The organism is Amycolatopsis speibonae (genome assembly GCF_042647925.1).
In the GTDB taxonomy this organism is placed as follows: Bacteria; Actinomycetota; Actinomycetes; order Mycobacteriales; family Pseudonocardiaceae; genus Amycolatopsis; species Amycolatopsis speibonae.
Map to the genome: position 1 here is coordinate 19,893 of NZ_JBHRWK010000042.1, position 12,587 is coordinate 32,479.

At 69.5% G+C, this 12,587-nt stretch carries 12 protein-coding genes and 1 pseudogene; 8 read left to right on the top strand and 5 right to left on the bottom strand.

Annotated features, from left to right (window positions below; genetic code table 11):
• Together ACFOSH_RS25805 and ACFOSH_RS25810 are read left to right on the top strand one after the other, a co-directional pair.
• Positions 1-558 (top strand): hypothetical protein, encoded by a 558-nt coding sequence (locus ACFOSH_RS25805; protein WP_378241639.1) that lies wholly within the window; start codon positions 1-3, stop codon positions 556-558.
• Between the two features lie 115 nt (positions 559-673).
• The gene (locus ACFOSH_RS25810; RefSeq protein WP_378241640.1) at positions 674-1,525 is read left to right on the top strand and encodes a class I SAM-dependent methyltransferase; all 852 of its coding nucleotides are present in this window, start codon (positions 674-676) and stop codon (positions 1,523-1,525) included.
• A 140-nt stretch (positions 1,526-1,665) separates the two neighbouring features.
• Here ACFOSH_RS25810 and ACFOSH_RS25815 read toward each other — a convergent pair whose 3' ends face one another.
• The 4 genes and pseudogenes from ACFOSH_RS25815 to ACFOSH_RS25830 all read right to left on the bottom strand — a co-directional run bounded on the left by ACFOSH_RS25815 (position 1,666) and on the right by ACFOSH_RS25830 (position 5,736).
• Positions 1,666-2,985 (bottom strand): MFS transporter, encoded by a 1,320-nt coding sequence (locus ACFOSH_RS25815; RefSeq protein WP_378241641.1) that lies wholly within the window; start codon positions 2,983-2,985, stop codon positions 1,666-1,668.
• A gap of 5 nt (positions 2,986-2,990) precedes the next feature.
• Positions 2,991-4,154, bottom strand: a complete 1,164-nt coding sequence (gene dgoD / locus ACFOSH_RS25820; RefSeq protein WP_378241642.1) for a galactonate dehydratase — start codon at positions 4,152-4,154, stop codon at positions 2,991-2,993.
• Positions 4,155-4,177: 23 nt separating this feature from the next.
• A complete protein-coding gene (locus ACFOSH_RS25825; protein ID WP_378241643.1) occupies positions 4,178-4,780 on the bottom strand; it encodes a 2-dehydro-3-deoxy-6-phosphogalactonate aldolase in 603 nt (200 codons plus the stop codon).
• Positions 4,777-5,736, bottom strand: a pseudogene (locus ACFOSH_RS25830) (2-dehydro-3-deoxygalactonokinase). The gene ACFOSH_RS25825 and the pseudogene ACFOSH_RS25830 overlap by 4 nt, the downstream one beginning before the upstream one ends.
• 55 nt (positions 5,737-5,791) lie before the next feature.
• On the opposite strand from ACFOSH_RS25830, the gene ACFOSH_RS25835 reads away from it, so the two are divergent.
• The gene (locus tag ACFOSH_RS25835) at positions 5,792-6,553 is read left to right on the top strand and encodes an IclR family transcriptional regulator (RefSeq protein ID WP_378241644.1); all 762 of its coding nucleotides are present in this window, start codon (positions 5,792-5,794) and stop codon (positions 6,551-6,553) included.
• A gap of 16 nt (positions 6,554-6,569) precedes the next feature.
• On the top strand, positions 6,570-7,481 hold the full coding sequence (locus ACFOSH_RS25840) for a LysR substrate-binding domain-containing protein (RefSeq protein WP_378241645.1): 912 nt from the start codon (positions 6,570-6,572) through the stop codon (positions 7,479-7,481).
• A 3-nt stretch (positions 7,482-7,484) separates the two neighbouring features.
• Here the strand turns inward: ACFOSH_RS25840 and ACFOSH_RS25845 are convergent, their stop codons facing one another.
• Positions 7,485-8,729, bottom strand: coding sequence for a flavin-containing monooxygenase (locus tag ACFOSH_RS25845; protein WP_378241646.1), 1,245 nt, complete (start codon positions 8,727-8,729; stop codon positions 7,485-7,487).
• 264 nt (positions 8,730-8,993) lie between these two features.
• On the opposite strand from ACFOSH_RS25845, the gene ACFOSH_RS25850 reads away from it, so the two are divergent.
• From ACFOSH_RS25850 to ACFOSH_RS25865, 4 genes are read left to right on the top strand one after another with little or no spacing between them, the layout of a single operon-like run.
• Positions 8,994-9,416, top strand: a complete 423-nt coding sequence (locus ACFOSH_RS25850) for a RidA family protein (protein ID WP_378241647.1) — start codon at positions 8,994-8,996, stop codon at positions 9,414-9,416.
• Positions 9,413-10,093 (top strand): DUF1028 domain-containing protein, encoded by a 681-nt coding sequence (locus ACFOSH_RS25855; RefSeq protein ID WP_378241648.1) that lies wholly within the window; start codon positions 9,413-9,415, stop codon positions 10,091-10,093. The genes ACFOSH_RS25850 and ACFOSH_RS25855 overlap by 4 nt, the downstream gene beginning before the upstream one ends.
• On the top strand, positions 10,090-11,214 hold the full coding sequence (locus ACFOSH_RS25860) for a M20 family metallopeptidase (protein ID WP_378241649.1): 1,125 nt from the start codon (positions 10,090-10,092) through the stop codon (positions 11,212-11,214). The genes ACFOSH_RS25855 and ACFOSH_RS25860 overlap by 4 nt, the downstream gene beginning before the upstream one ends.
• A gap of 33 nt (positions 11,215-11,247) precedes the next feature.
• A complete protein-coding gene (locus ACFOSH_RS25865) occupies positions 11,248-12,576 on the top strand; it encodes an MFS transporter (RefSeq protein ID WP_378241650.1) in 1,329 nt (442 codons plus the stop codon).
• Positions 12,577-12,587 lie beyond the last annotated feature (11 nt).

Genomic DNA, 12,587 nt, shown 5'->3' on the forward strand with positions numbered 1-12,587 from the left:
GTGGCACGGGATTCCGAGAGCCTTCCGACTGTGGTCCAGATCGCCCGCACCGTGGTGCCCGCCATCGCGGCGGCGGCGCTCGGGGTCACGGCTCACGTTCTCGGCGGAGGGGTGATTCCCCACCTCGGCATGGCTCTGGCCATCGTCGGCCCGGTCGGCTGGGCGGGCACCGTTGCCGTCGGCCGGTTCCGGGGGCCGATCGCCGCGATCGGCGCTGTCGCGGTGGCACAGGCGATCCTGCACGACGTGCTGCTTCTTCCCACGCATCTGACCCACCATCGGATCGCCCCGGTTCCGGACGGAGTCGATCCGTGGTTCGCGCTCGGCATGAACGCGCTCGCCATAGTGCTTCTGGGTCTTCTGCTCACGCACGCGGATTCCGCGCTGCGTACCCTCCACGGCTTTGTCCGACAGGCTCTCGGCAGGGTCCCGGCGACGGCGGACCGGGTCCATTCGCCGCTGCGGTCACCGCTTTTCCGTTGGGACGGAACGAATAGCGCGACTGAGGTCCTGTTGCGGCGCGCCCGGCCACGACGCGGGCCTCCTCTCTTTCACTGAGGTTTCTTAATCACCCGTTACACCGAAGAACTGTGACGAACCACGGCACCGCACGCATCGCCCTCATCCAGTCGACGGCGATCCGTGTCCGCGACCTTCAGCGAAGGGTTTTCCCATGCCAGAAAGACCCGACTCGACCGTCACGATCAAAAAGCCTTGGGAGATCGCCATCAGCCAAGGCAAACGTCTCGCCGTCACCATGGAAGACCTCCTGCAACGCGCCTTGGCGACCGCGGGTCTCCGGCAGCCCGATTCGACGATCGCCGCCGACGCACAGAACTACTGGCGGCGGCCGAGCGGATCGCATTGGGCCGCCGACTCCCATTGGCGGGACGCCCCGGCCTTCCAGGACAACGACCTGTGGGACCGGATCGGCGCGGACCACCTCGCCCTGTTCGAAGCCGGAACACGCCTGACGTCGTTCACCCGGCCTTGGGACCGGGTGATCGAGTGGGGCTGCGGCGGGGGTGCCAACGCGGTGCATTTCGCACCCCGTGCCAAGGAGTTCATCGGAGTCGACATCTCCCGTGACTCGCTCGAGGAGTGCGGCACGCAGATCGCGAAGGTCTGCGACACGGCCTTCCGGCCGGTGGCCGTCGAGGTCGCCGCCCCGGAATCCGTGCTCGGGGACGTCGACGGCGGCTGCGACGTCTTCCTGTCCTTCTACGTATTCGAGCTGATCCCGTCGCCGGAATACGGCGAACGACTGCTGCGCATCGCCCACGACCTCCTCGCCCCCGGCGGTCTCGCTCTGATCCAGATCAAATACGAAACCGGCGACTGGCTCACCAAACCACGACGACGCTCCTATCGCCGTGGCTTGGCGAGCATGACGACCTACCCGATCCACGGGTTCTGGGAACTCTCCGAACGCTGCGGCCTCATTCCGCGAGCGGTCCGGCTGGTGCCGCGGAACGAACTCGACGAGCGCTACGCGTACTTCTTCCTCACCAAGGAATCCGCGTGACGGTGTAGCGGGCGGGCCGTATCGACGGCGACTGAACCGCCACCCTCGGGTTGGTCGTGAGTGGCACCTTTGCCTTACCCTTCGATAATCCCACTTGCCACTCACGACCACCCTGACCGACGTCCGGCCCCAGGCGGGCGCTACGCCGTGGTGACGCCGGTCCGTTCGGCGACGCGTTCGACCTTGCCGACCAGGAAGACGTAGGAAAGGATCCCGGCGATCGTGATCACCGTCATGTAGGCGAAGCCGGGCGCGAAGCTGTCGTCGGTGACGATCAGGCCGATGACGATCGGGGTGGCGATCGACGACAGGTTCCCGATGAAGTTGAACATCCCCCCGGTCAGCCCGAGCAGCCGTCGCGGCGCCAGCGCGGAGACCAGCGACCAGGTGATCGACGCGAGACCGTTCCCGAAGAAGGCGACCGAAAGGATCACGATGACGAGCGTCGTCGAGTCGGTGAACCCGGCTCCGACCATCACCGTGCTCAGCACCAGCCCGGCGATGATCGGGCCTTTGCGTGCCACGCTGAGCGACGCGCCACGCCGGACCAGGAAGTCTGACAGCACACCGGAAGTCAGCACTCCGACGAGAGCCGCGATGAACGGCAGCGAAGCCAGGAAGCCGGATTTGATGTAGTCCATGTCCCGGTACTCGACGAGGTACGTCGGGAACCAGGTGAGGAAGAACCACAGCGTCGAGGTCAGGCAGAATTGGCCGAAGTAGATGCCCCACAGCTTTCGGCTGCCCAGCACGGTCGCCAGGTCCGCCCGCGTGATCCGCGCCCGCTCGGGCCGCTCACGCGCCAGGTCCACCAGGCCCCCGCCGGAGCGGATCAGGTCCACCTCGGCCTCGTTGGCAGGCGAGTCGCGCGGCTCCCGGTATTTCGCGTACCAGAGCACCGCCCAGAGAACGCCGACCAGGCCGGTCGCGATGAACACCCAGTGCCACGAAAGCATCGCCTGCAGCCAGGAAAGCACGGGCGTCAGCAGAGCCAGGCCGATGAACTGGCCCGAGGTGTAGAAACCGATCGCCGTGGCGCGTTCGCGTTCCGGGAACCAGACGGTCGCGATCTTGCTGTTGATCGGGTAGGCGGGCGCCTCGAAGGCACCGACCATCAGCCGCAGCGCGATCAGTGCGACGAATCCGCCGATCACGCCCATGAACAGCGTCGCGAGTGACCACAGGATCAGGCAGGCCGGATAGAGCAGCCGCGGCGGGATCTTGTCGACCAGCCAGCCGCCGGGAAGCTGCAACGCGGCATAGGTCCAGCCGAAAGCGGACAGGAGCAGGCCCTGTTCCGCTTTGGACAGCTCGAGTTCGCCGGCGATGGCGGGCATCGCGATCGACAGGTTCGAGCGGTCCAGGTAGTTGATGACGACGGTGATGAACAGCATCCCCGCGATCAGCACGCGGTACCGGGACGGGCGCGTGGCTGGTCCTGTGTGGACGGACGTCGTCATCGCGCTCACCATTCCGCGAACGAGCCGTCGGCGTGCCGCCACACCGGGTTCCGCCAGCGATGTCCTTCCGCCGCGCGTTCGGCGACGTACTCCTCGTTGATCTCGATCCCGAGCCCCGGCCCGTCGGGGATGACGACCTGTCCGTCGTCGTAGGCGAACACCGACGGATCCGTGACGTAGTCCAGCAGATCGTTGCTCGTGTTGTAGTGGATGCCGAGACTCTGTTCCTGGATCGTCGCGTTGTAGCAGCCCGCGTCGATCTGCAGGCAGGCCGCCAGCGCGATCGGCCCGAGCGGGCAATGCAGGGCCAGGCCGACGTCGTGGGCCTCGGCCATGTGCGCGATCTTGCGCGCTTCGGTGATGCCGCCGCAGTGCGACGGATCCGGCTGGATGATGTCGACAGCGCCCGAGGCCAGCACCGCTTTGAAGTCCCACCTCGAAAACAGCCGTTCACCGAGCGCGATCGGGATCGGCGAGTTGCGCAGGACGTCCGCGAAGCCGTCGATGTGTTCGGACAGCACCGGTTCCTCGACGAACATCAGCCGGTACGGCTCCAGTTCGCGCAGCAGGACCTTGGCCATCGGCTTGTGCACGCGACCGTGGAAGTCCACCCCGATGCCGACGTTCGGGCCCACTGCCTGGCGAACGGCATCTACGTTGGCCACGCAGCGATCCACCTTGTCCCAGGTGTCCAGATAGGACAGTTCCTCGGTCCCGTTCATCTTCACCGCGCTGAACCCGCGGTCCACCACCTCACGCGCGGCGCGGGCGGTCTCGGCGGGACGGTCACCGCCGATCCACGAGTACACCTTGATCCGGTCGCGGACCCGCCCGCCGAGCAGTTCGTGAACGGGCACGCCGAGCGCCTTGCCCTTGATGTCCCACAGGGCCTGGTCGATCCCGGCCAGCGCGCTCATGTGGATACCGCCACCGCGGTAGAACCCGCCGCGGTAGAACCCGCCGCGGTAGAGGACCGTCCACAGATCCTCGATGCGAGAAGGGTCTTTGCCGATCAGGTAGTCGGAAAGCTCCTCGACGGTCGCGGCCACCGAGGCGGCGCGGCCCTCCAGGACCGGCTCACCCCATCCGGTGATGCCCGCGTCGGTTTCGATCTTCAGGAACGACCAGCGCGGTGGCACCTGATATGTCGTCATTGACGTGATCTTCATCGTTTTCCCATCCGTGCGACGGTTCAGCCGTTGGCCTGCTGCCAGACCCGGCACAGTTCGCGAGCCCGGACGGCGACCGCGTCCGCGCTGTCACCCGTCCGGTAGAGGCAGGAACCCAGTCCCGCTCCGGCCGCTCCGGCGGCGGCCCAGGCCGCCAGGTTCGTTTGGTCGATTCCGCCGACAGGCAGCAGTTCGACCTCGCACGGCAGCACCGCGCGCCACGCCTTCATCCCCCCGATGCCGACCGCGTCGGCGGGGAACAGCTTGAGATGCCGGGCGCCCGCGGCCAAGGCGGCGAAGGCCTCGGTCGGCGTGGCCACGCCCGGATACGGCGTCATGCCCTCGGCCAAGGCGGCGGAGATGACGGCGGGATCGCAGTTGGGCGCCACGATCATCCGCGCTCCCGCCGCCCGCGCCCGCCCGACGTCTTCGGTGGAGAGCACGGTGCCCGCGCCGATCGCGCACCACTCGCCGAACGCGTCGGCGAGCAAACGGACGCTCTCGAACGGCTCCGGCGAGTTCAGCGGCACCTCGATGGCGGGAAATCCCGCGTCGACGAGCGCCCGGCCGACGCCGACGACCTCGGCCGGGGTCACTCCGCGCAGGATCGCGATCAAACCGGTCACGGCTTCAGTGTCCTTTCGAGACGGTCTTCGAGCAGTCCGGCGGCGGTCGCGGTACGCCACAGCCCCCGGGCGGTGATCTCTTCCGGCAGCACCGTCGCCTCCGCTCCCCGCTCGGCGAGCGCGAGGGCGTAGCGGCGGCAGAGTCCGACGGCACCGCACAGCACCAGCGGGGAATCGGGGTCACGCAGCAGGTGCGCGACCTCGTCGGCGATGAGCACGCCCGAGAGGTAGTCGGGAAGTGCTTCGGGAGCCAGCACGCCGTCGAGCACGAGCGGGCGGGCACCGAACGCCTCGGTGGCGAGCCCTCGCGAGCGCCGTCCCGCCGCCAAACCTCGCGAGAACGCCTCGTCGTCGGACACCGGGCCGGTGGCTGTACGGGCGAGGATGCCGTGCGCGATCAGCAATCCGTACAGCTCGCCGGTCATCGCGGTGGCGAAGTCCGTCACGAGCCCGTTCTCGACGCGGACCCATTTGCTGTGCGTACCGGGGAGCACCACCGTGACCGGCCCATCGACGTCGCCGAGTGCGTCGAGGACACCGACCAGCTGCGTTTCCTCACCACGGATCACGTCGCCGGGGCTCTCGCCGGACGGGATCCGCAGGCCGGGCACGACGTGGAGCACGCCGTCGCGGTGGGACACGGGCACGAGCGAGGTGGAGTCCGGCCTCGCCGGGACGGTGCGATAGCCCGCGTCGACCCAGCCCTGCGCACTGCCCACCATTCCTCACGCGATGGCCGGGAGCGTGGGCCAATCACCGCGGATCTCCAGAAAGGCCGACTCGTAGACGGCCGCTCTGTCACCCGGATCGACATCTTCGGTGATCGCGAGCAGTCCACGCGAGCTCCGGCGGGCGTCGAGGATCTCCCCCTCGGTGTCGAGCAGCCAGGCGCGCTGACCGGAGGTTCCCCAGTCGAGCGCGATCAGGCCGGGTTCGGTGTCCGTCACGAGCGACATCGTGCGGTCGCGTTCCCGATAATGCGATCGGCGTCCCTATATGTAGGATTTCGGCATGTCCGACCCAGCGCCGCCCGGCACCCAGACCCTCGCCCGCGGCCTCGCGGTGATCCGCGCGGTCGCGGGCGGCGCGACCGACCTCCGCACCCTGGTCGAGCGCACCGGACTGGGCCGCAGCACCACGCACAGGCTGGTCCAGCTGCTGGTGAGCGAGGGTTACCTGCGCAGCGGACGAGACGGCTACACCCTCGGTCCCACGCTCATCGAGCTGGGTTTCCAGGCCTTGCACGGCAGTCCGCTGCCGGTGGTCGCCCGGCCGGTGCTGGAGGAGCTGGCCGCCCAGTTGCGCGACACCGTGCACCTGGCCGTCCGCGACGGCGATTCGGTGCTGTACCTGGACAAGCTGCCTGGCTCACGGGGCGCGGAGATGCGCTCCCGGATCGGGCACCGGATGCCCTTGACCCGCACCGGTGTCGGGATGGCGCTCCTGCTGGATTCCGGGCCGGAATGGCGGGATCTGTATCTGGCGGAAACGCCGGTGGAGCCGGGCCGGGTGCGTCCGGAAGACCTCGACGCGTTCCTGGCCCGCATGCGCGAGTACGCGGAATCCGGGGTGGCGTTGGACCTGGAGGACAACGAACCGGGCATCCGCTGTGTCGCGGCGCCGATCCGGGACGCCACCGGTGCGATCGCCGGGGCCATCAGCGTTTCGGCGACGCGGCCGTACATGCCCGCCGCCCGGATGCGCGGCCTGAACCGCGTCATCGGCGGTGCGGCGCGGCAGGTCTCCGCCGGCCTCGGCCACCGCGAACGCTGAAGGGCAGGATGTCTCCATGAACGAACCGTCCTTCACCCTCGTGCAACTGCGCTATTTCGAGGCGGCGGCCCGGCATCTGAGCATGACGGCCGCGTCGAAGGAGCTGGTGGTCTCGCAGTCGGCCGTGTCGACCGCGATCGCGCAGCTGGAGAAGGAGATGGGCGTGCAGTTCCTGCTGCGCCACCACGCCCGCGGGCTCAGCCTGACCACGGCGGGCGAGGCGTTCTACAAGCGGGTGCTGAACTTCCTCGCGCACGGGGCCGAGCTGGTCGAGGCGGCGCGGCAGTCCGGCACCGAGCTGGTGGGAACGCTGACGATCGGCTGTTTCGCCACTCTCGCGCCGTTCCGGTTGCCCAGCCTGCTGGCGAAGTTCGAGGCCCGGCATCCCCAGGTCCACGTGTCCCTGCGAGAAGGGGAACACCAGGCGCTGAAGACGGCCCTTCGATCGGGCGGTACCGAACTCGCCCTGCTCTACGGCTACGACCTCGACGACGACATCGACCGCGAGGTCGTGGGCAGCGCGGCTCCGTACGCGCTGGTGCCCGAGGGCCACCGGCTCGCGCGGCGGAAAAGCCGCAGGGTGTCACTGCGGGAGCTGGCCGAGGAGCCCATGGTGCTCCTCGACCTGCCCCACAGCCGCGAATACCTGCAGTCCGTCCTGCGCGACGTCGGGGTGGAACCGCGGATCCGGCACCGCAGCACCGGTTACGAGACCGTCCGCTCGCTCGTCGCGTCCGGCCACGGCTTCGCCCTGCTCAACCAGCGCCCGCCGGACGACACCACGTACTCGGGCGCGAAAGCCGTGCCGCTCACGCTCACCGACGCCGTCCCGGCGCTGGAGATCGTCGTCGCCTCGATGCGCGGGGCCCGGCTCACCCGGCGGGCGCAGGAGTTCCGGGAGCTGTGCCGCACCCACTACACCCGCTGAAGCTCACCGGTACCGCAGATAGGCGCGATGGGTCGCGATGTGGTCCGCCACGAGCTTGGCGTCGTGCCACACCCCCCAGATGAAACTCGAACCGCGGCGCGCCTGCCAGGGCAGGCCCAGGAAGTACACGCCGGGTTCGGCGGACACCCCTCGCCGGTGGTCCGGCTTGCCGTTCTCGTCGAACGCGTCGACCCGCAGCCAGCCGTAGTCGACGGCGAAGCCGGTCGCCCAGACGATCGAGCGGACTCCGGCGGCGGCGAGGTCGAGCTCCAGGATCGGGTCGGCGGCACGGTCCGGATCCGGCCCCAGCACCCGGGCTTCCGGCTCCTCGGGCAGGTCCAGGCCGTTGCGGGTGGCGTAGGCGTCGGCTTCGTCGAGCACCGCGAGATAGCCCGCGTCGCCCCGGGCGAGGTTCGCCGCGAGGTCCGGCGCGAAGCGGAGAACGCCGTCGTCGCAGGAAGAGGTCAGGCCGACGAGTTCGATCCCCATCCCGGCGAGGGCCCGGAAATCCACCGTGTGCCCGCCGCGCGCACCGCTGACCGCGATGGTGACGTGCTCCGCCCCCTGCGGCGGGGTGTCGGCGTCCCACTTGCCGAGAACGCCGAGCCACCAACAGAAGTCGCGACCGCGGTACCTGCGCGGCGGCCGCTCGTGAGGGCCGACGGAGAGGTACACGCGCCGTCCCGACCGGCGGAGTTCTTCGGCGATCTGCACGCCTGAGGACCCGGCCCCGACCACCAGAACCGCGCCTTCCGGCAACTGCCCGGGATTGCGGTAGCCGCTGGAATGGACCTGGGAGATCCCGGCGTCCGCCGGCACGATCGGCGGGATCACGGGCCGCTGGAACGCCCCGGTCGCCGCGATGACGTACCGCGTCTCGATGGTCCCGTCCGAAGTCTCCACGTGGAACCCCGGGCGGCCCTCGTTCTTCCGGACGGAGGTCACCTCGACCCCGGTCCGGATCGGCGCCGCGATCTTTTCCGCGTAGGCCTCGAAATACTCGGCGACCCGCTCCTTCGTGGGGAAGTCCTCGGGGCCGAGGCCGTCGAACTCCAGACCGGGAAAGCGGTCGTGCCACGCGGGACCGTTCGCGACCAGCGAGTCCCACCGCTCCGAACGCCAGCGCTCCGCGATCCTGTTCCGCTCGACGACGAGATGCGCGACCCTGTGACCGCTCAGGTGTTCGCTCATCGCCAGACCGGCCTGGCCCCCGCCCACGACGAGGGCCTCCACCTCTTGGCTCGGCATCCAGACCTCCACTCCGGGACTTCCCGGTTCGTCTTCGCGTCTCGTATGTCTCCTTGGATCGTGGCGGTGAAGCGTTGCCTGTGTCCAACAGATGTTTTCGTCCTTCAAGATCTGATTCACAGATCCAAGGCCAAGTGACTTGCATCTGAATTATCGATGCATTGCTCCTGAAACATCTTCTGTACAGAACACCGGCCCGCCGTCACGCTGTGGCGACGGGGCCCGTGACCGGCGGGCCGTACCCCCTCCAGGGAAGGCCGAGCAGTGACCGTCCACCGGCGCATCCGCCCGTTCAACACGCGCGACACCTATCCCGAGCAGAACCTCGACAACGACCTCTGCCAGGCCGTCGTCGCCAACGGCACGGTCTACGTCCGCGGCCAGATCGGCCAGGACCTCGACACCAGCGAGTCCGTCGGGATCGGCGACGCGGCCGCGCAGGCCGAGCGGGCGATGGCCAACATCGCGCTGTTGCTCGAAGAAGCGGGCAGCCGGATGGAGCACCTGGTCAAGCTCACGATCTACCTGATCGACCCGCGCTACCGCGAAGACGTCTACCGCGTCGTCGGCCGCTGGACCAAGGGCGTGTACCCGATCTCGACCGGTGTCGTGGTGTCCGCGCTCGCCCGCCCGGAATGGCTGTGCGAGATCGACGCCGTCGCGGTGATCCCGGAGGAGGGGAAATGACCTTTTCGATCGTGGCCCGCGAGCACTCCGGCGGCATCGTGCGCTTCGGGATCGCGGCCAGTTCGTCCAGTCCCGCCGTCGCCGCCCGCGTCGCGCATCTGGTCCCCGGCGTCGGCGCGGCCGCTTCCCAGAACGTGACGGACCCCCGGCTCGGCGGGCGTCTGCTCGACCGGCTGGCCGAGCACGGGGACGCCGAGCGGGCGTTGTCCGAGGTGACCGCGGCGGCGTCCGGCGTCGAGTACCGGCAGCTGACCGTGCTCGGGCCGACCGGCCCCGGGTTCGCCTACAGCGGAGACCGGACGCTCGGCACCCACGCGACAGCGACCGCCGATGGTGTCGTGGCGGCGGGGAACATGTTGGCGGGCGAGCATATCCCGCAGTCCATTGTGGACGCTTTCCTGTCCTCGACCGGTGAGCTGGAGCAACGGCTCGTTTCGGCGCTACAGGCAGGTCTCGACGCGGGCGGGGAAGAAGGCCCCGTCCGCTCGGCGGGGTTGGCCGTGGTGTCCGATGTGGACTGGCGGATCACCGACCTGCGGGTGGACTGGGCCGACGACCCCGTCGGCAAGCTGGCGGAGCTGCTCGACGTGTGGCTCCCCCAGCGCGACGACTACGTGACCCGCGCGCTCGACCCCGGCACGGCGCCGTCCTACGGCGTTCCGGGGGACGAAGGATGACGACGCCGAAGGCCGCGGCCCGCGCCGAGGTCGATCGTCACGCCGACGCGCTGATCCGGCTTTCGGAACGGCTGCACGCCGACCCCGAGACGGCTTGGGAGGAGTATCGCGCCGCCGCGATGGTGCCGGAACTGCTCGACCGGGCCGGTTTCGCCGTCACCTCCGGCTATCTGGGCCTCGAAACGGCGTTCCACGCGAGCTTCGGCGACGGCCCGGCCCGGATCGCGCTGTGCGCCGAATACGACGCGCTGCCCGGTCTCGGCCACGCCTGCGGCCACAACCTCATCGCGGCGAGCTCGGTCGGCGCCGCCCTCGGCCTGGCCGCCGTCGCCGACGACGCCGGGCTGACCGTCGAGGTCTACGGAACGCCCGCCGAGGAGGGCGGCGGCGGGAAGATCGAGCTGCTCGACCGGGGCGCGTTCGCCGACGTCGACCTGGCGATGATGGTCCACCCCGCGCCCGTGGACGTCGCCGAGGCACGCCCGTTCGCCGTCAGTCACTCGAAGGTCTCCTATCGCGGCCGATCGGCGCACGCCGCCGCGTATCCCGAAGCGGGGATCAACGCGGCCGACGCGTTCACCGTCGCGCAGGTCGCGATCGGGCTGCTCCGGCAGCATCTTCCGGCGTCGGCACGCGTGCACGGAGTCGTCACCCACGCCGGCGACGCGCCGAACGCGATCCCCGAGCACGCGACCGGCCGCTGGTACGTGCGCGCCGGGACGCTCGCGGAGCTGGCCGAGCTGGAGCCGCGCGTGACGCGCACCTTCGAAGCCGGCGCGCTGGCCACCGGCTGCGAACTGACCATCGAGCCGGAAAGCAAGCCGTACGCGGAATTCCGCGCCGACGAGACCGCGCTGGCGGCCTACCGCGCCAACGCGCTCGACCTCGGCCGCGTCTTCGCGCCGGACGGGACGGCGTCCCGGATGAACCGGGCGTCGACCGACATGGGCAACGTCTCCCAGGTCGTGCCCGCCATCCACCCCTACATCGGCATCGGCTCGCTGCCCGCGCTCAACCACCAGCGCGAGTTCGCCGCGCACTGCGTCGGCGGCGAGGCCGAACGCGCCCTGCTCGACGGCGCGATCGCCCTGGCCTGGACCGGAGTGGACCGGACGGCCTGATCGTCATCGCGTGACATGGTTCAAGGAGGCATCATGACCACACAGGACTCTCCCCCGGGCGAAGTCGTCGCCACCGCCGAAGACCCCGCGGCGCTTCGCCGCAGCATCGCCGCCGGAGCCGTCGGGGTGTTCGTGCACTGGTTCGACTGGGCCGCCTACGCCTATCTCGCGAGCACCATCGCGGCGGTGTTCTTCCCCGCGGGCGACGCCACCGCCGGTCTGCTCGCCGTGTTCGGCGTCTTCGCGGTCTCCTTCGGGATCCGGCCAGTCGGGGCGCTGGTGTTCGGGCCGCTCGGCGATCGGATCGGCCGCAAGCGAACCCTCTCCATCGTCATCTTCGTGATGTCGGGCGCCACCCTGGTGATCGGCCTGCTGCCCGGGTACTCGACGATCGGGATCGCCGCTCCCGTCCTGCTGGTCTTCCTGCGCCTCCTGCAGGGTTTCGCCGCGGGCGGCGAATTCGGCAGCGCGGCGAGCTTCCTCGCCGAATACGCGCCGCGCCGCCGCCGGGGTTTCGGCGTCAGCTGGCTCGAAGTCGGTTCCCTGCTGGGATTCCTCGCCGGTTCGCTGGTGTTCCTGCTGCTGTCGATCGGTCTCTCGGAAGCCCAGCTGGCGTCCTGGGGCTGGCGGATCCCGTTCCTGCTCGCGGCGCCGCTCGGGGTCATCGGCTTCGTCATCCGCACCAAGATCGAGGACACCCCGGAGTACCGCGCGCTGGAGGCGACCGGCGAGGTGCCCCGCAGCCCGGTGCGGGAACTGTTCCGCACCAACAAGAAGCAGCTGCTCCAGGCGGCGGGCCTGATGACCATGATGCATGTGCCGTTCTACGCGGTGCTCACCTATCTGGTCACCTACCAGACCGACTACCTCGGCCATTCCTCCGGCAGCGCCGCCTTGCTGTCCACCGTGATCTCGCTCTTCGCGCTGGTCCTCGTGCCCACCTTCGGCCGTCTCTCCGACCGGATCGGGCGACGGCCCGTCCTGCTCGGCGCGGGCATCGCGCTCTTCGTCCTCGCGACCCCGGCGTACCTCCTGATGCGCACCGGCCTCACCGGGACGTGGATCGGCGGGCTCACGCTCGGCGTCGTGCTCGCCGCGATCCTCGGCACCTACGCGGTGTGGTCCGCGGAGATCTTCCCGACCCGCACCCGCCAGGGCGGGCTGTCGATCGCCTACAACCTCACCGCGGCCCTCTTCGCCGGCACCGTGCCCTACCTGATGACCGTCCTGATCTCCACGACCGGTAGCACTCTCGTGCCCGGCCCGTATCTCATGGTCGCCGCCGCGATCGGGCTCGTCGCGGCCTTCTCGATGCGGGAGACAGCCGGAAGGCCGTTGCCGCAGACGGAAACCCTCGATTGAAACGCCGACCA